The organism is Streptomyces sp. NPDC057438 (assembly GCF_042802995.1).
Lineage (GTDB): Bacteria > Actinomycetota > Actinomycetes > Streptomycetales > Streptomycetaceae > Streptomyces.
Map to the genome: position 1 here is coordinate 40,688 of NZ_JBHVDD010000033.1, position 15,893 is coordinate 56,580.

Annotated in this window: 14 protein-coding genes and 1 tRNA gene; 12 read left to right on the forward strand and 3 right to left on the reverse strand. The window is 72.6% G+C overall.

What is annotated here, in order from left to right; translation table 11 throughout:
* Positions 1-271: 271 nt before the first annotated feature.
* The 4 genes from ACFU5F_RS19895 (at position 272) to ACFU5F_RS19910 (ending at position 6,126) form a co-directional block, all read left to right on the forward strand.
* Complete coding sequence (locus ACFU5F_RS19895) at positions 272-1,165, forward strand: FAD binding domain-containing protein (protein WP_383888758.1); 894 nt, start codon at positions 272-274, stop codon at positions 1,163-1,165.
* The gene (locus ACFU5F_RS19900; RefSeq protein ID WP_383888761.1) at positions 1,162-3,027 is read left to right on the forward strand and encodes a 2Fe-2S iron-sulfur cluster-binding protein; all 1,866 of its coding nucleotides are present in this window, start codon (positions 1,162-1,164) and stop codon (positions 3,025-3,027) included. Before ACFU5F_RS19895 ends, ACFU5F_RS19900 begins: the two co-directional genes overlap by 4 nt.
* Positions 3,024-5,339 (forward strand): xanthine dehydrogenase family protein molybdopterin-binding subunit, encoded by a 2,316-nt coding sequence (locus ACFU5F_RS19905; protein ID WP_383888764.1) that lies wholly within the window; start codon positions 3,024-3,026, stop codon positions 5,337-5,339. Before ACFU5F_RS19900 ends, ACFU5F_RS19905 begins: the two co-directional genes overlap by 4 nt.
* 166 nt (positions 5,340-5,505) lie before the next feature.
* Complete coding sequence (locus ACFU5F_RS19910; protein ID WP_383888767.1) at positions 5,506-6,126, forward strand: SUKH-4 family immunity protein; 621 nt, start codon at positions 5,506-5,508, stop codon at positions 6,124-6,126.
* 79 nt (positions 6,127-6,205) lie between these two features.
* Here the strand turns inward: ACFU5F_RS19910 and ACFU5F_RS19915 are convergent.
* A tRNA-Cys gene (locus ACFU5F_RS19915) sits at positions 6,206-6,280 on the reverse strand.
* 212 nt (positions 6,281-6,492) lie between these two features.
* Between ACFU5F_RS19915 and ACFU5F_RS19920 the strand changes: the two genes are divergently transcribed.
* The 5 genes from ACFU5F_RS19920 to ACFU5F_RS19940 all read left to right on the forward strand — a co-directional run bounded on the left by ACFU5F_RS19920 (position 6,493) and on the right by ACFU5F_RS19940 (position 11,515).
* A complete protein-coding gene (locus ACFU5F_RS19920) occupies positions 6,493-7,959 on the forward strand; it encodes an MFS transporter (RefSeq protein WP_383888770.1) in 1,467 nt (488 codons plus the stop codon).
* Positions 7,960-8,044: 85 nt separating this feature from the next.
* The gene (locus ACFU5F_RS19925; RefSeq protein WP_383888771.1) at positions 8,045-8,245 is read left to right on the forward strand and encodes a hypothetical protein; all 201 of its coding nucleotides are present in this window, start codon (positions 8,045-8,047) and stop codon (positions 8,243-8,245) included.
* Positions 8,242-8,616, forward strand: a complete 375-nt coding sequence (locus tag ACFU5F_RS19930; protein ID WP_383888774.1) for a type II toxin-antitoxin system death-on-curing family toxin — start codon at positions 8,242-8,244, stop codon at positions 8,614-8,616. The genes ACFU5F_RS19925 and ACFU5F_RS19930 overlap by 4 nt, the downstream gene beginning before the upstream one ends.
* Before the next feature lie 160 nt (positions 8,617-8,776).
* Positions 8,777-10,567, forward strand: coding sequence for a DEAD/DEAH box helicase (locus ACFU5F_RS19935; RefSeq protein ID WP_383888777.1), 1,791 nt, complete (start codon positions 8,777-8,779; stop codon positions 10,565-10,567).
* 306 nt (positions 10,568-10,873) lie between these two features.
* Entirely contained in the window at positions 10,874-11,515 is a 642-nt protein-coding gene (locus ACFU5F_RS19940) for an IclR family transcriptional regulator (protein WP_383888780.1), read from the forward strand.
* Positions 11,516-11,573: 58 nt separating this feature from the next.
* Here the strand turns inward: ACFU5F_RS19940 and ACFU5F_RS19945 are convergent, their stop codons facing one another.
* Positions 11,574-12,422 carry an alpha/beta fold hydrolase gene (locus tag ACFU5F_RS19945; protein WP_383888783.1) on the reverse strand — a complete coding sequence of 283 codons (849 nt, stop codon included), beginning with the start codon at positions 12,420-12,422 and terminating at the stop codon, positions 11,574-11,576.
* A 158-nt stretch (positions 12,423-12,580) separates the two neighbouring features.
* Between ACFU5F_RS19945 and ACFU5F_RS19950 the strand changes: the two genes are divergently transcribed.
* A complete protein-coding gene (locus tag ACFU5F_RS19950) occupies positions 12,581-13,057 on the forward strand; it encodes a MarR family winged helix-turn-helix transcriptional regulator (protein WP_383888786.1) in 477 nt (158 codons plus the stop codon).
* A 117-nt stretch (positions 13,058-13,174) separates the two neighbouring features.
* On the forward strand, positions 13,175-13,942 hold the full coding sequence (locus ACFU5F_RS19955; RefSeq protein WP_383888789.1) for a S16 family serine protease: 768 nt from the start codon (positions 13,175-13,177) through the stop codon (positions 13,940-13,942).
* A gap of 40 nt (positions 13,943-13,982) precedes the next feature.
* Here the strand turns inward: ACFU5F_RS19955 and ACFU5F_RS19960 are convergent, their stop codons facing one another.
* On the reverse strand, positions 13,983-14,495 hold the full coding sequence (locus ACFU5F_RS19960) for an Lrp/AsnC family transcriptional regulator (protein WP_383888792.1): 513 nt from the start codon (positions 14,493-14,495) through the stop codon (positions 13,983-13,985).
* 122 nt (positions 14,496-14,617) lie between these two features.
* Here ACFU5F_RS19960 and hppD point away from each other — a divergent pair, with 122 nt between their 5' ends.
* Positions 14,618-15,772 carry a 4-hydroxyphenylpyruvate dioxygenase gene (gene hppD, locus ACFU5F_RS19965; protein WP_383888795.1) on the forward strand — a complete coding sequence of 385 codons (1,155 nt, stop codon included), beginning with the start codon at positions 14,618-14,620 and terminating at the stop codon, positions 15,770-15,772.
* Positions 15,773-15,893 lie beyond the last annotated feature (121 nt).

Below are 15,893 nucleotides of genomic sequence, written 5' to 3' on the forward strand. Positions count from 1 at the left end.
GGGGGGCCGAAAGCGCGTGCCCTGCGACGGTGGCCGCCGGGGAACAAGAGGCGCAAGAGGAGCGAGAGGCACCACACATGGCAATGCGCACCTATGGGTGATGCTGTTCCAAAACGGACCACCTCGCGGGTGAGGTGGGCGAATGCCGCGTGGCGGACCCCGGCGTTCGGGCCTCGCGAGAATGTGCCAGAGTTGCCACGTCCGCCCTGTCAGCACGTACCGTACGGCAACACAGGCGGACCAGGTGGGGCAGCGGGAAGGGGCATCCGGTTTGACCACGCACGCACCGCAGGCGGCGCAGGCCGTGACCCTGCCCGGCTCGCTGGACGAGGCCGTGGCGGCTCTCGCCGCCATGCCCTGGGCGGTTCCGGTGGCGGGCGGCACGGACCTCATGGCCGCGGTCAACTCCGGGCAGCTCAGGCCCGCCGCGCTGGTCGGGCTCGGCAGGATCAGCGAGATCCGCGGCTGGCAGTACCAGGACGGACACGCCCTCCTGGGGGCGGGACTGACGCACGCCCGCATGGGGCGCCCGGACTTCGCGGCGCTCATTCCGGCGCTCGCCGCCGCCGCGCGCGCCGCCGGGCCACCGCAGATCCGCAACGCCGGCACCCTCGGCGGCAACATCGCGACAGCCGCTCCCACCGGGGACGCGCTGCCCGTGCTGGCCGCCCTGGAGGCCACGCTGATCATCGCGGGCCCGGGCGGGGTCCGGCGCGAGATGCCCGTTTCGCACCTGCTGGCCGGCATGGAGATGTTGCGGCCCGGCGAACTCATCGGCTTCGTGCGCGTGCCGCTGCTGCACGCGCCGCAGGTCTTCCTGAAGGCCACCGGCCGCACCGGCCCCGGTCGCGCGGTCGCCTCCGTCGCCCTCGTCCTGGACCCCGCCCGGCGCGGGGTGCGGTGTGCCGTCGGTGCCATAGCGCCGATGCCGCTGCGGCCGCTGGACGCCGAGGCGTGGGTCGGCCAGTTGATCGACTGGGACGGCGAGCGCACCCTCGTCCCCGAGGCGCTGCAGGCCTTCGGCGAGTACGTCGCCGCCGCCTGCATCCCCGACCCGGCACCCGAGGTCGACGGGACCGTGGCCCCGCTCCCGCCCGCCGTACTGCACCTGCGGCGCACCGTCGCCGCGCTGGCCCGACGAGCACTGGGGAGGGCACTGTCGTGACCGACGACCAGCACGGAGAAGGCACCCCGCAGCAGGGGAGCCAGGGCGGCTGGGAGCGGCTGCCGCAGGGCGACTACGACGACGGCGCCACGACGTTCGTGCAGCTTCCCGAGGGGGGCATCGACGCGCTGCTCGCCGCCGACAGTCCGCTGGCAGCTCCCGGTCACGGCTATGTCCCGCCGCAGATAGCGTCGAACTCCCTGGACACGGCCCACACCGCCGGGACCGATCCGTCCGTCCCGGGCACCTGGGCGATGCCGGCCGGCGGCGCCGAGTGGCACGACCCGAACGCCGGACAGCCGCAGCCGCCGGCCCAGGACGGGTTCACGTACAACCCGGCCTCGACCGGGCAGTGGACGTTCGAGGAGCCCGCCGCGCAGGAAGGGGCCGCTCCCGGTCACGATGTGACAGGCGAGTGGTCGATTCCGGTCGCGGGAGGTGACCTTCCGGACGAATCCGGCGAGTTCAGTACCTCGGCCCTCGTCGAGCAGTGGGGCGGCACCCCGCCCGCCACGCTGCCCGGCGGCGCCGCCGCGCCCTGGGCCACCGAGGAGATCGGCACGGCGTGGACCGCGCCGCCCCCGGCCCGCCCCGAGGAGCACACGGCCGAGGAACACACGCCCGGGGAACGCACGGCCGAGGAGAGAACGCCGGGGGAGAGCGCGGCGGGTGCGGCCCGGGAGGCCGCCGGCGAGCCCTCGGCGGCCCCTGGGGAGGCGTACGCCGACACGGTTTCCGAGACCGCCGGACAGCCCCCGGAGGCCGCCCAGGACCCGGCTGAGCCGGTCGATGCCGAGGCGCACGCCGACACCGGGGCGCACGACGGGACCGAGGGCGAACCCGAGCGGCCCGAGGCACCGGAGACGTCCCCCGGGGCGGACACCGAGGGCGACACCGGGGGCGACGCGGAGCCGTCCGCCGACGAGCCCGCACCGGCGCCGACCCCGCCCCCGCACGACGACCACCCCCTCGCCTCCTACGTCCTGCGCGTCAACGGCACCGAGCGGCCCGTCAGCGACGCCTGGATCGGCGAGTCGCTGCTCTACGTGCTGCGCGAGCGGCTCGGCCTCGCGGGCGCCAAGGACGGCTGCTCGCAGGGCGAGTGCGGCGCCTGCAACGTGCAGGTCGACGGCCGGCTCGTGGCGTCCTGCCTGGTCCCCGGCGTCACCGCCGCGGGCAGCGAGGTGCGCACCGTCGAGGGTCTCGCCGCCGACGGGCAGCCCTCCGACGTGCAGCGGGCCCTCGCCCGGTGCGGCGCCGTCCAGTGCGGGTTCTGCGTGCCCGGCATGGCCATGACCGTGCACGACCTGCTGGAGGGCAACCCCGCCCCCACCGACCTGGAGACCCGCCAGGCGCTCTGCGGCAACCTCTGCCGCTGCTCCGGCTACCGGGGCGTCCTGGCGGCCGTCCGCGACGTCGTCGCCGAACGCGAGGCGCACTCGGCCACCGAGAACGAGGCCGCCGCGGACACCGACGAGGCACGGATCCCGCACCAGGCGGGCCCCGGCGCCGGTGGTGTCAACACGGCCGCGTTCGACCCCGGGAACGCACCCCCGCCGGCCCCGCACGACCCCGACCGGTCCTACGGCGGCCAGGGGCTGTCGTTCACCGCCCCGGACGACTCCTACGGCGGCCAGGGCCAGTCGTTCGCCGGCCAGGGCGACACGTACGGCGGTCAGGGGCAGAACTTCGCCGGTCAGAACGACACGTACGGCGGGCAGGGCCAGAACTTCGCCGATCAGGGTGACAGCTACGGCGGTCAGGGCCGGTCCTTCGCCGGTCAGGACGGGTCGTACGGCGGACAGGACGACTCGTACGGCGGTCAGGGCCGGTCCTTCGGCCAGGACGGAGGCCAGGCGTGAGCAACGAAACCGTCATCGCGACGCCCGCGGGCCCCGGCGAGGCCGGGGCCGCCCCCGAACAGGTCCCGCACGGCCTGGGCGTGTCCCTGCCCTCCGCCGACTCGCGCGCCAAGTCCGAGGGCACCTTCCCGTACGCGGCCGACCTGTGGGCCGAGGGCCTGCTGTGGGCCGCCGTGCTCCGCTCGCCGCACCCGCACGCCCGCATCGTGTCCATCGACACGTCCCACGCGCGCGAGATGCCCGGCGTACGGGCGGTCGTCACCCACGAGGACGTGCCGGGCGTGGCCCTGCACGGGCGGGGCAAGGCCGACCGGCCCCTGTTCGCCTCCGAGGTCGTCCGCCACCACGGCGAGCCCATCGCCGCCGTCGCCGCCGACCACCCCGACACCGCGCGGATGGCCGCCGCGGCCGTCATCGTCGAGTACGAGGTGCTCGACCCGGTGATCGACCCGGAGCAGGCCTTCGAGGCCGAGCCCCTGCACCCCGACGGCAACCTCATCCGCCACATCCCGCTGCGCCACGGCGACCCGAACGCGTCCGGCGAGATCGTCGTCGAGGGCCAGTACCGCATCGGCCGCGCGGACCCGGCCCCCATCGGCGCCGAGGCCGGCCTCGCCGTGCCCCGCCCCGACGGCGGGGTCGAGCTGTACGTGGCCTCCACCGACCCGCACACCGACCGCGACGCGGCCGCCGCCTGCTACGGCCTGGCCCCCGACCGCGTCAAGATCGTCGTCACCGGCGTCCCCGGTGCCACCGCCGACCGCGAGGACCAGGGCTTCCAGCTCCCGCTCGGCCTGCTCGCGCTGAAGACGGGCTGCCCGGTCAAGCTGACGGCCACCCGCGAGGAGTCCTTCCTCGGCCACGCCCACCGGCACCCCACCCTGCTGCGCTACCGCCACCACGCGGACGCAGAGGGCAGGATCGTCAAGGTCGAGGCGCAGATCCTGCTCGACGCGGGCGCGTACGCCGACACCTCCTCGGAGGCGCTGGCCGCCGCCGTCTCGTTCGCCTGCGGCCCGTACGTCGTCCCCAACGCCTTCATCGAGGGCTGGGCGGTCCGCACCAACAACCCGCCCTCCGGCCATGTGCGCGGCGAGGGCGCGCTGCAGGTCTGCGCCGCGTACGAGGCACAGATGGACAAGCTGGCGAAGAAGCTGGGCATCGATCCGGCGGAACTGCGCATGCGCAACGTGATGTCCACGGGCGACGTGCTGCCGACGGGCCAGTCCGTGACCTGCCCGGCGCCGGTCGCCGAACTCCTCCAGGCCGTCCAGGAGTTCCCGCTCCCGGCGCTGCCCAAGGACACCCCCGAGGAGGAGTGGCTGCTCCCGGGCGGCCCCGAGGGCGCGGGCGAGCCCGGCGCCGTCCGGCGCGGCGTCGGCTACGGCCTCGGCATGGTCCACATGCTCGGCGCCGAGGGCGCGGACGAGGTCTCCACGGCCACCGTGAAGGTCCACGACGGCATCGCGACCGTGCTGTGCGCGGCCGTCGACACCGGCCAGGGCTTCTCCACCCTCGCCCGGCAGATCGTCCAGGAGACCCTGGGCATCGACGAGGTCCACATCGCCCAGGTCGACACCGACCAGCCCCCGGCCGGCCCGAGCTGCCGGGGCCGCCACACCTGGGTCTCCGGCGGCGCGGTGGAACGCGCGGCCAAGATGGTCCGCACCCAGCTCCTGCAGCCGCTGGCCCACAAGTTCGGCATGTCCACGGAGCTGCTGCAGATCACCGACGGCAAGATCACGTCGTACGACGGTGTGTTGTCCACCACGGTCGCGGAGGCGATGGACGGCAAGGAGCTGTGGGCCACCGCCCAGTGCCGCCCGCACCCCACCGAGCCGTTGGACGAGGCCGGCCAGGGCGACGCGTTCGTGGGCCTGGCGTTCTGCGCGATCCGCGCGGTCGTGGACGTCGACATCGAACTCGGCTCCGTACGCGTCGTGGAGCTGGCCGTCGCCCAGGACGTCGGCCGGATCCTCCACCCGGCACAGCTCGCCGCGCGCATCGAGGCCGGCGTCACCCAGGGGGTGGGCGTGGCCCTCACGGAGAACCTCCGCACCCCCCGGGGCCTCATCCGCCACCCCGACCTCACCGGGTACGCCCTGCCCACGGCCCTGGACGCCCCCGACATCCAGATCGTCAAGCTGGTGGAGGAACGGGACGTCGTGGCTCCCTTCGGCGCGAAGGCGGCCAGCGCGGTGCCGGTGGTCACCTCCCCGGCGGCCATCGCGGCGGCCGTCCGGGCGGCCACCGGACGCCCCGTGAACCGGCTGCCGATCCGGCCGCAGGCCGCGGTGGTGACGGCGCCTTAGGGGCGCGTGGGCGGGCCACGGCACGTTCCTGGGACGCGTGTTCGCGTGTACGGCGGGCGTTGTCGGTGGGGCGGCGTATGGTTCTCGACAGTGGGGACGACGACCGCTCGGCGGCGCGTGATCCTCACGGGGGACGCACACCGCGAACCATGTGCCGGGGGGAGCCATGAGCACAATGACGATGGGGACAATGGGCCTGACGGACCTGAACGACCTGAACGATCTGCACGACTTGAACGATCTGCACGACCTGAACGATCTGCACGACCTGGCGGCGCCGGCCGGACGGCCGGCCACGCGCTCGGGACTGGCGCTGGACCTGCCCGCCCGGCTGCTGGACGAGGAGTTCGGCCAGAGCAGGGTGTGGCGCTTCGAGGACTTCGACTTCCCGGCCACGCTCACCCACGAGCCGACCCGCCGCTTCCTGCGGGACATGGGCCTGCCCGAGGACCACGGCTTCTTCCAGCTCGACACGGACATCCCGCTGCCGACCCTCGCCGAGTACGTGGCGGACACCGGCCGGTCCGCCGGCTCCGGCCGACTCCCGGACAGAGCCGCCCACTTGATCCGCCTGGGCCACTTCGTCGAGGGCAGCAGCCTCGTCGTCGACGGCACCACCGGGGCGATCCTCAACTGGAGCGAGACCGAGTCGACCCTCTGCCCCCTCGACGCCGACATCTCCACCCTGGCCTTCACCCTCTGGCTCCTGCACCGCGAGAGGCACGAGGGAACGGCCACGGGCTGCTGGGTGGAGACCCTGCGCAACAGGGCCTGCGCGGGAATCTGACCCCCGGCCGTACCTGAACGGCCAACTGGCCACAAGAGAACGGCCGACCACGGGAAAGCGGTCGGCCGTCACGTCGTGCTGGAGACCGCGGCGGGAATCGAACCCGCGTAAGTCGCTTTGCAGGCGACTCCCTGAACCACTCGGGCACACGGTCGGGTCGTGAGCGTCACAAGCGTGGTGCCTGCCGCTCCGAACTCGATGAGTAGACCGTAGGCGGGGCTCGGGCGGGGACTCAAGAGAACCGGGGCCGCCGCAACGGGACTGCCACACGCCGTTCATGAACGGTGGGGCGTACGACCAAGGTCCCAGGCGGTGCGGGACTCCGGACAGGGGCGTATGTCTGTGGTGCCCCTTACGCTGGCGGGCATGGCCGACTCCGAAGCGCGTGACACGGGCGTCACGCTGACCCCCGCCCCGCCCGCCGGTCCCGACGGCGCGGACAGTGTGCTGAGCCGTTCCCACCGGGGGCTCAGTGTCGGGATCGTGTCGGTCGTGCTGCTGATCGCCTTCGAGGCCATGGCGGTGGGGACGGCCATGCCGGTCGCGGCGCGGGAGCTGGACGGGATCCCGGCCTACGGCTTCGCGTTCTCGGCGTACTTCACCACGAGCCTGTTCGGGATGGTGCTGGCGGGCCAATGGGCGGACCACCGGGGGCCGTTGGGGGCGCTGACGGCGGGGATCGGTACCTTCGCCGCGGGACTGGTGCTGTCGGGGACCGCCGGGGTGATGTGGCTGTTCGTCCTCGGGCGGGCCGTGCAGGGGCTCGGCGGCGGACTGGTGATCGTCGCGCTGTACGTGGTGGTCGGACGCGCCTACCCGGAGCGGCTGCGGCCGTCGATCATGGCGGCCTTCGCGGCGAGCTGGGTCGTCCCGTCCGTGGTCGGCCCGCTCGCCTCGGGCGCGGTGACGGAACAGCTGGGCTGGCGCTGGGTGTTCCTGGGCATTCCGGTGCTCGTCGTCCTGCCGCTGGGGCTCGCGTTGCCGCAGATACGGCGCAGGGCCTCCGGGCCGGTGCGCAGGGAGGGAGCGGCGCGGCCCCCCGGCTCCGCCTTCGGCGGCCGCCGCATCCGGCTCGCCCTCGCCATCTCGCTCGGCGCCGGGCTGCTGCAGTACGCCGCCCAGGACCTGCGGTGGTGGTCGGTCCTGCCGGCGGTCGCGGGGGCCGGACTGCTGGTGCCGGCGGTGCTGGGCCTGCTGCCGCGGGGGACGTACCGGGCGGTGCGGGGGCTGCCGTCGGTGGTGCTGCTGCGCGGGGTCGCGGCGGGGTCGTTCGTGGCGGCCGAGTCGTTCGTGCCGCTGATGCTGGTGACCCAGCGGGGGCTGTCGCCGACGCTCGCCGGGTTCTCGCTCGCGGCGGGCGGGGCGACCTGGGCGCTGGGGTCCTGGGTGCAGGCGCGGGCGCGAGTGGAGCCGTACCGGGAGCGGCTGATGACGGTGGGGATGCTGCTGGTCGCGGCGGCGATCACCACGCTGCCGGGGGTGCTGGCCGACTCCGTCCCGGTGTGGACCGTGGCCGTCGCGTGGGCCTTCGGGTGCTTCGGGATGGGGCTCGTCATCTCCTCCACCAGCGTGCTGCTGCTCCAGCTGTCCGCGCCCGAGGAGGCGGGGACCAACTCCGCAGCGCTCCAGATCTCCGACGGCCTCACCAACGCGCTGCTGCTCGCGGCGGGCGGCGCCGCCTTCGCCGCGCTGGGCGGCGGCGCGGCCGGCCACACGGCCACCACGACCGCTGGCGCCGCGTCCCACCCGGCGGCCTTCGTCGCGGTGTTCCTGCCGATGGCGGGGGTGGCGCTGGTGGGGGCGTGGGTGACCACGCGGTTGCGGGCGCGGTGAGGGCTGACGTGGCGGGTGGGGCCCTGCTGCCGTGGATCCCGTAAAGCGGTGGAAATCGGGTGATCGCTGATCCTGGTGTCGCCTCATGACCGAGATCACTCTCCACCTCGACCCCGACCGGCACCGAGCTCTCGCCGACCTCGCCGATGCCCAGGGGCGACGTCCCGAGGAGGTGGCGGAGGCCGCCGTCGAGGCGTATCTCCGGGCGGACAGCGGATGTGTGCGGGCGCAGGCCGAGCGGCTCGCCGAGGAGCACGCCGAGTTGTTGCGGAGGCTGGGGGAGTGAGCCGTCATCTGACCGTGGCCGAGGTGATCACTGTCGCGGAGATCGCCTTCGGCGGGAAGGCGCCCGAGTCCCGGGAGGCGGGGCTGCTGGAGTCGGCTGTGCACCGGCCACGCGCCCGTATGTTCGGGACCGCCGCCTACACCGACCTGTACGACCAGGCCGCCGCCCTGCTCCACGCCCTCGCCACCAACCACCCCCTCGTGGACGGGAACAAGCGGACGGCCTGGCTCGCGGCCGTGACGTTTCTCGCGGTCAACGGGGTGGACCTGGCTGCTGTGGACCAGAAGCGGGCGTACGACCTGGTCATCGATATCGCGTCCGGTGAGGAGGGCGAGGTCGAGGTGATCGCTGAGCGGTTGCGGGGGTTGTGAGGTGGGTCCCATCGCCGGGGGAGGGGGTGTCGTACGCGCGTTGACACGGTGCGGGCGCCGGTAGGGTGGCCCGGTTGTCATACGTAGCCGTGGTGAGCGGGTCGCTGCGCGAGTCGCCCGGGGCTGCCCGCCGAGCCGCTCGACCCACAGACCGGAGACCGTGACTACCACCGCCGCCTCCAGCCACCATCTCTCGCCCGCCTTCCCCGGCCGTGCCCCCTGGGGTACCGCCAGCAAGCTGCGTGCCTGGCAGCAGGGGGCGATGGAGAGGTATATCCAGGAGCAGCCGCGGGACTTCCTCGCGGTCGCGACCCCGGGCGCCGGGAAGACGACCTTCGCGCTGACGCTCGCGTCCTGGCTGCTGCACCACCACGTCGTGCAACAGGTGACGGTCGTGGCGCCCACCGAGCACCTGAAGAAGCAGTGGGCCGAGGCCGCGGCACGGATAGGGATCAAGCTGGACCCGGAGTACAGCGCGGGGCCGCTCAGCAAGGAGTACGACGGCGTCGCGGTCACGTACGCGGGTGTGGGCGTGCGGCCCATGCTGCACCGCAACCGCAGCGAGCAGCGCAAGACCCTCGTCATCCTCGACGAGATCCACCACGCCGGTGACAGCAAGTCCTGGGGCGAGGCGTGCCTGGAGGCGTTCGAGCCCGCCACCCGGCGGCTCGCGCTCACCGGCACCCCCTTCCGCTCGGACACCAACCCCATCCCCTTCGTGACGTACGAGGAGGGGGCGGACGGCATCCGGCGGTCCTCCGCCGACTACACCTACGGCTACGGCAACGCGCTCGCCGACAACGTCGTGCGGCCCGTCATCTTCCTCTCCTACAGCGGCAACATGCGCTGGCGGACCAAGGCGGGCGACGAGATCGAGGCCCGCCTCGGCGAACCCATGACCAAGGACGCGGTCAGCCAGGCCTGGCGTACGGCCCTCGATCCGCGCGGCGAGTGGATGCCGAGCGTGCTGCGCGCCGCCGACCAGCGGCTCACCGAGGTCAGGAAGGCCATCCCGGACGCCGGCGCCCTCGTCATCGCCACCGACCAGGACTCCGCCCGCGCCTACGCCAAGCTGATCCGCGAGATCACGGGGACGAGCGCGACGGTCGTCCTCTCCGACGACTCGGGCGCCTCGAACCGCATCGACGAGTTCAGCCACGGCACCGACCGCTGGATGGTCGCCGTACGCATGGTGTCCGAGGGCGTCGACGTGCCCCGGCTGGCCGTGGGCGTCTACGCCACCACCATCTCCACCCCGCTGTTCTTCGCCCAGGCCGTCGGCCGTTTCGTACGGTCCCGGCGGCGTGGCGAGACCGCGTCCGTGTTCCTGCCGACCATCCCCGACCTGCTGACCTTCGCCAACGAGATGGAGGTGGAGCGGGACCACGCCCTCGACAAGCCGAAGAAGGAGGGCGAGGAGGACCCGTACGCCGAGGAGGACAAGCTCCTCGCGGAGGCGGAGCGGGAGCAGGACGAGGACACCGGCGACCAGGACATGCTGCCCTTCGAGGCGCTGGAGTCGGACGCCGTGTTCGACCGGGTCATGTACAACGGCGCCGAGTTCGGTATGCAGGCCCACCCCGGCAGCGAGGAGGAGCAGGACTACCTCGGCATCCCGGGTCTGCTGGAGCCGGACCAGGTGCAGTTGCTGCTCCAGAAGCGCCAGGCGCGGCAGATCGCGCACAGCCGCAAGAAGCCGGACTCCGAGGCCGACCTGGTGGAGCTGCCCGCCGACCGGCGGCCCGTCGTCACCCACAAGGAGCTGCTGGAGCTGCGCAAACAGCTCAACGGCATGGTCGGCGCGTACTCCCACCAGTGCGGCAAGCCGCACGGTGTCATCCACACCGAGGTACGGCGGGTGTGCGGCGGACCGCCGAGCGCCGAGGCCACTGCCGGACAGTTGCGGCAGCGCATCGCCAAGGTCCAGGAGTGGGCCACCCGGATGCGGTGACCTCCGCGGCGTGGGTGCTGTGGCCTGTGTGGCGCGCCCGCACATTTCGCGACAAATCCAAGTAGTCCGTACCGGTCACTGACCGGATTCTGGACGGAGTCTTCCGCTCAGCGAACCGGCTCGTCTACTGTCCCGCTACGCACACGCCCCGTGGCAGCGCCGCCGCGGAGCGCAGCCGTGAAGCGACTCCGCCCGGATGATCCGGGTACAGCCGATCGGCGGCCTCTGTGGCGCGGACGCCGACGGGACCGGTGACGCATCAGCCGTGACAGGGGTTGCCGCCTCACCCAAGAAGGAGTGGGTGTCGTGACCGCGGAGACCTCTCAGACACTCGACCGGGGACTGCGTGTCCTCAAGCTGCTGTCCGACACCGATCACGGACTGACCGTCACCGAGCTGTCCAACAAGCTCGGGGTCAACCGCACCGTCGTCTACCGCCTGCTCGCCACCCTGGAGCAGCACTCCCTCGTCCGCCGTGACCTCGGCGGACGTGCCCGGGTCGGGCTGGGCGTGCTGCGGCTCGGGCGGCAGGTGCATCCGCTGGTGCGGGAGGCCGCGCTGCCCGCGCTGCGGTCGCTGGCCGAGGACATAGGCGCGACCGCACATCTCACGCTCGTCGACGGGACCGAGGCGCTGGCCGTCGCGGTCGTCGAGCCGTCATGGACGGACTACCACGTGGCGTACCGGGCCGGCTTCCGGCACTCGCTGGACCGGGGGGCCGCGGGGCGGGCGATCCTGTCCGGCCGGCAGCAGCCGGGGGACTGGCCCGGGTACACGCTCACGCACGGTGAGCTGGAGGCCGGCGCCAGCGGGGCCGCCGCGCCTCTGCTCGGGGTGAGCGGGGTCGAGGGCAGCGTGGGGGTCGTCATGCTGGCGGACGCGGTGCCGGAGCGGGTCGGGCCGCGTGTCATGGACGCGGCCCGAGAGGTGGCCGACGCGCTGCGGTGACCCGCTCCGGTGACATCATGCGCCGACGCGCGCACCGCCGCCTCGACCTCCAACCGGTTCAGCGGGTCCGGTCGGTCCGGGCGTCCAGTGTGCCGAGCCAGTCCAGCAGGTGGGCGGTGAAGGCGTCCGGCTTCTCCATGTTGACGTAGTGGGCGGTGTCCTCGATCGAGACGGCCCGGCCCTCGCCCGCGACCGTCCTGGTCAGGCGCTCGGCCATGGCGACGAGGTCAGGGGCGTCCAGGGCGCCGTTGACGGCGAGGGTGGGCACGGTGATGGAGGCGGCGCGGGCCCAGGTGTCGGTCACCGGGACGTGCCAGTCCGTCTCGCCGAGGGTGTGCTTGGCCGCGGTGGCGCGGCTCATCTCCCGTACGCGCCGCACGATCTCCGGGTCCACGTCCTCGACCTTGCGATACGGGCCCGCGACGACCTCGCCGGTGATGTCGAGCCACCCTTCGATGTCCCCCGACATCAGCGCGCCGTAGTACCGGGCGGTGCTGTCCTTGGTCCACGGGTCGGTGAACTCGGGCTCGCTGGTCCCGACGCCGCTGACGACGAGGGCGCGTACGAGGTCGGGGTGTTCCAGGGCCGTGTCGACGGCGATGCCCCCGCCCATCGACAGGCCGATCAGGACCGCCGGGCCCGTCTCCAGGTGGCGCAGCAGGGCGGCGAGGTCGTCGGTGAACCGGAACGGTCCGCTCGCGTTGGCGGAGGCGCCGTGCCCCCGGGCGTCCGGCACGATGACGCGGTGGCCGGCCGCCAGGGCGGGCACCAGATCGCTCCACATGCGGTGATCCGTGAAGCCGCCGTGCAGCAGCACGAGCGGGACGCCCGTGCCCACGTCCTGGTAGGCGAGCGGGCCGTCGTCGGAGGGGAACGTGCGCAGGGGGACCTGCGAGGCATCGGTCATGACAACCAGGGTGTCATGTTGCGGGGTAAGTGACAACCAGGTTGTCATCCTGTTCCTGTGGTGAGCGCCAACGTGACCGTCCGGAGACGAAGAACGAAGAGACGAACGAAGAGACGAACGAAGAGAAGTTCGGAGAAAGGAGAAAGGAGAATGGCCCCGTGACAGAGAACGATGAGCCGCTGCCCCCCGACCTGCTCGCCGGGCGGCTGTCCGAGGTGTTCGCCGTCCTCGGTCCCCTCTACCGGCGGACGACCCGCGCGCTGGAGCTGAAGGAACGCAAGGAGGGGTTCCCCGTCGGCGTACGGGCCGTGCTGGAGCTGCTGCGCATGGGCGGGCGCCCCATGACCGTGCCCCAGATGGGCCGGACGCTGGCGCTGAGCAGGCAGTTCGTGCAGCGTATGGTCAACGAGGCAGCCGGGCGGGACCTCGTCGAGGCCATCGCGAACCCGGCGCACCAGCGCTCCTCCCTGATCCGGCTGACCGACACCGGCCGGGCCACCATCGACGCGCTGGTCGCCCGGGAGCGCGAGCTGCTGCGGCAGGCGGGCGGCGACCTGACCGGCGCCGACGTCGACGCCTGCGTACGGGTGCTGACGCATCTCCTCGGACTCTTCGAGGACGTGGACGTCAACTGAGGCCCACCGGCCCCGGCGCCGTTCCCGGGCCGCCGGGATGCCACCGCCCCCTGGCCGGAACCGGCCCTCACGTAGATTGACCCCGTGCTCTCACGTCTCTCCCTCCTTTCGCGTCCCGTGGCCGTAGCCGTATGCGCCCTGCCCGTGGTGGGGCTGCTCGCCACGGTGGCGTTCGCGCCGTTGCCGTTCTCCGTGGCGCAGCCGGGGATGACGGCGAACGTGCTGGGCGAGAACAAGGGGGAGCCGGTGATCACGATCAGCGGCGCGGAGGCCCGGAGGACCAGCGGACAGCTGCGGATGACGACGATCGAGGCCACGGGCCCGGATGCTCGCGTCGGACTCGGCGACGTGCTCGACGGCTGGTTCCGCACGGACCAGGCCGTCATGCCGCGTGACGCGGTCTACCCCAGCGGGGACACCACCGAGCAGATCCAGAAGCACAACGCGGCCGAGATGAAGAAGTCCCAGGACACGGCCACCGAGGCGGCGCTCGCCTACCTGGGCGAGGACTCCGACGACGTCGAGGTCACCCTCCGGCTCGCCGATGTCGGCGGCCCCAGCGCGGGACTGCTGTTCTCCCTCGGCATCGTCGACAAGCTCGACGGCGACGGCAGCGGGGGCGACCTCACGGGCGGCCGGGTCATCGCCGGTACGGGGACCATCGCCGCCGACGGGCGGGTCGGTCCCGTCGGCGGGGTCGCGCTCAAGACCCAGGCGGCCCGCCGCGACGGCGCGACCGTCTTCCTCGTCCCCCGGGCCGAGTGCGCCGACGCGCAGAGCGAACTGCCCAAGGGGCTGCGGCTCATCCCGGTGACCACGCTGAAGGGCACGGTCGACTCGCTCGTGGCGCTGGAGACGGGCAAGGGCAAGGTTCCGAGCTGCTGAAGCGGGGTCCCTCACCACCCCTCTCGCCCCGGCCCCTCACTCACCCCTCCCGCCCCGACCCCTCCGCCACCGACCGGTCCGAGGCCACCTGCCGTGCCGCCTGCTCCACCAGCGGGATGATCCGCAGCGGGACGGCGTTCTCCATGACGATCGCCGTGGCGGCCCGGACGATGCCGTCGAAGCCGACGACCCGGTCGATCACCCGCTGCAGATCGGCGTTCGAACGGGCCACGAGCCGGCACAGCATGTCCCCGCTGCCGGTCGTGGTGTGCAGCTCCAGCACCTCGGGGACGGTCGCCAGGTGGGCCCGTACGTCGGCCCCCTGACCCTGCCTGATCTGCAGCGTCGCGAAGGCCGTCACCGGGTAGCCGAGCGCGGCCGGGTCGACCTCGGGCCCGAAACCGCGGATGACCCCGTTCGACTGGAGCCGGTCGAGCCGGGCCTGCACCGTGCCCCGCGCGACCCCCAGCCGCCGTGACATCTCCAGCACCCCGATACGCGGCTCGCGGGCGAGCAGGACGATGAGCCGCCCGTCCAGATGATCGATCGCCATCGGCCCTCCCGGATGGTCACCCTGTACAGAACAAGTAGGGGTATGGGTTCTCCATTGAACAGATTGTCCAGCCAAAACGCGAAGTGTTGCGCACCTTGTGGATACGAGAGGAGTCTGCGGTCATGGCAGCCACCTCCGCGCACACACAGCGCGTCCCCGACACCGCCCGGCAGGCAGACCCCTTCCCGGTCAAGGGAATGGACGCGGTCGTCTTCGCCGTGGGCAACGCCAAGCAGGCCGCCCACTACTACTCCACCGCGTTCGGCATGCGTCTCGTCGCCTACGCCGGCCCTGAGACCGGCAGCCGCGAGACGGCGAGCTACGTCCTGGAGAACGGCTCGGCCCGCTTCGTCCTCACCTCGGTCGTGAAGCCCACCACCCCCTGGGGCCACTTCCTCGCCGAGCACGTCGCCGAGCACGGCGACGGCGTCGTCGACCTCGCCATCGAGGTGCCGGACGCCCGCCGCGCGTACGCCTACGCCATCGAGCACGGCGCGCGCTCGGTCGCCGAGCCGTACGAGGTGAAGGACGAGCACGGCACGGTCGTGCTGGCCGCGATCGCCACCTACGGCACGACCCGGCACACCCTCGTGGACCGCTCCGGCTACGACGGCCCGTACCTCCCCGGCTACGTCGCCGCCGCCCCCATCGTCGAGCCGCCCGCCCACCGCACCTTCCAGGCCATCGACCACTGCGTGGGCAACGTCGAGCTCGGACGCATGAACGAGTGGGTGGAGTTCTACAACCGGGTCATGGGCTTCACCAACATGAAGGAGTTCGTGGGCGACGACATCGCCACCGAGTACAGCGCGCTGATGTCGAAGGTCGTCGCGGACGGCACGCTGAAGGTCAAGTTCCCGATCAACGAGCCCGCCGTGGCCAAGAAGAAGTCCCAGATCGACGAGTACCTGGAGTTCTACGGCGGCGCGGGCGTCCAGCACATCGCCCTCAACACCAACGACATCGTGCGGACCGTACGGACGATGCGGGCGGCCGGGGTCGAGTTCCTGAACACGCCCGACTCGTACTACGACACGCTGGGGGAGTGGGTCGGCGACACCCGGGTCCCCGTCGACACCCTGCGCGAACTCAAGATCCTCGCGGACCGGGACGAGGACGGGTATCTGCTGCAGATCTTCACCAAGCCGGTCCAGGACCGGCCGACGGTCTTCTTCGAGATCATCGAGCGGCACGGGTCGATGGGGTTCGGGAAGGGCAACTTCAAGGCGCTGTTCGAGGCGATCGAGAGGGAGCAGGAGAAGCGGGGCAATCTGTGAGGGGCGCCCAGTAGCCCGGGGGTTCGGGGTGCGTGGGCGACTGCGGGTGCGTGGGGAGCTGGTCGCGCAGTTCCCCGCGCCCTAAAAGCCCAACCCCTGCTTTTCAGGGGCGTGGGGAACT

Excerpts from the sequence above, each read along its gene's own strand:
- ACFU5F_RS19910 (WP_383888767.1), top strand. The coding sequence starts at position 5,506 with ATGAGCACAATGACGATGGGGACAATGGGCCTGACGGACCTGAACGAC.
- ACFU5F_RS19920 (WP_383888770.1), top strand. The coding sequence starts at position 6,493 with ATGGCCGACTCCGAAGCGCGTGACACGGGCGTCACGCTGACCCCCGCC.
- ACFU5F_RS19925 (WP_383888771.1), top strand. The coding sequence starts at position 8,045 with ATGACCGAGATCACTCTCCACCTCGACCCCGACCGGCACCGAGCTCTC.
- ACFU5F_RS19945 (WP_383888783.1), bottom strand. The coding sequence starts at position 12,422 with ATGACCGATGCCTCGCAGGTCCCCCTGCGCACGTTCCCCTCCGACGAC.
- ACFU5F_RS19960 (WP_383888792.1), bottom strand. The coding sequence starts at position 14,495 with ATGGCGATCGATCATCTGGACGGGCGGCTCATCGTCCTGCTCGCCCGC.
- hppD (WP_383888795.1), top strand. The coding sequence starts at position 14,618 with ATGGCAGCCACCTCCGCGCACACACAGCGCGTCCCCGACACCGCCCGG.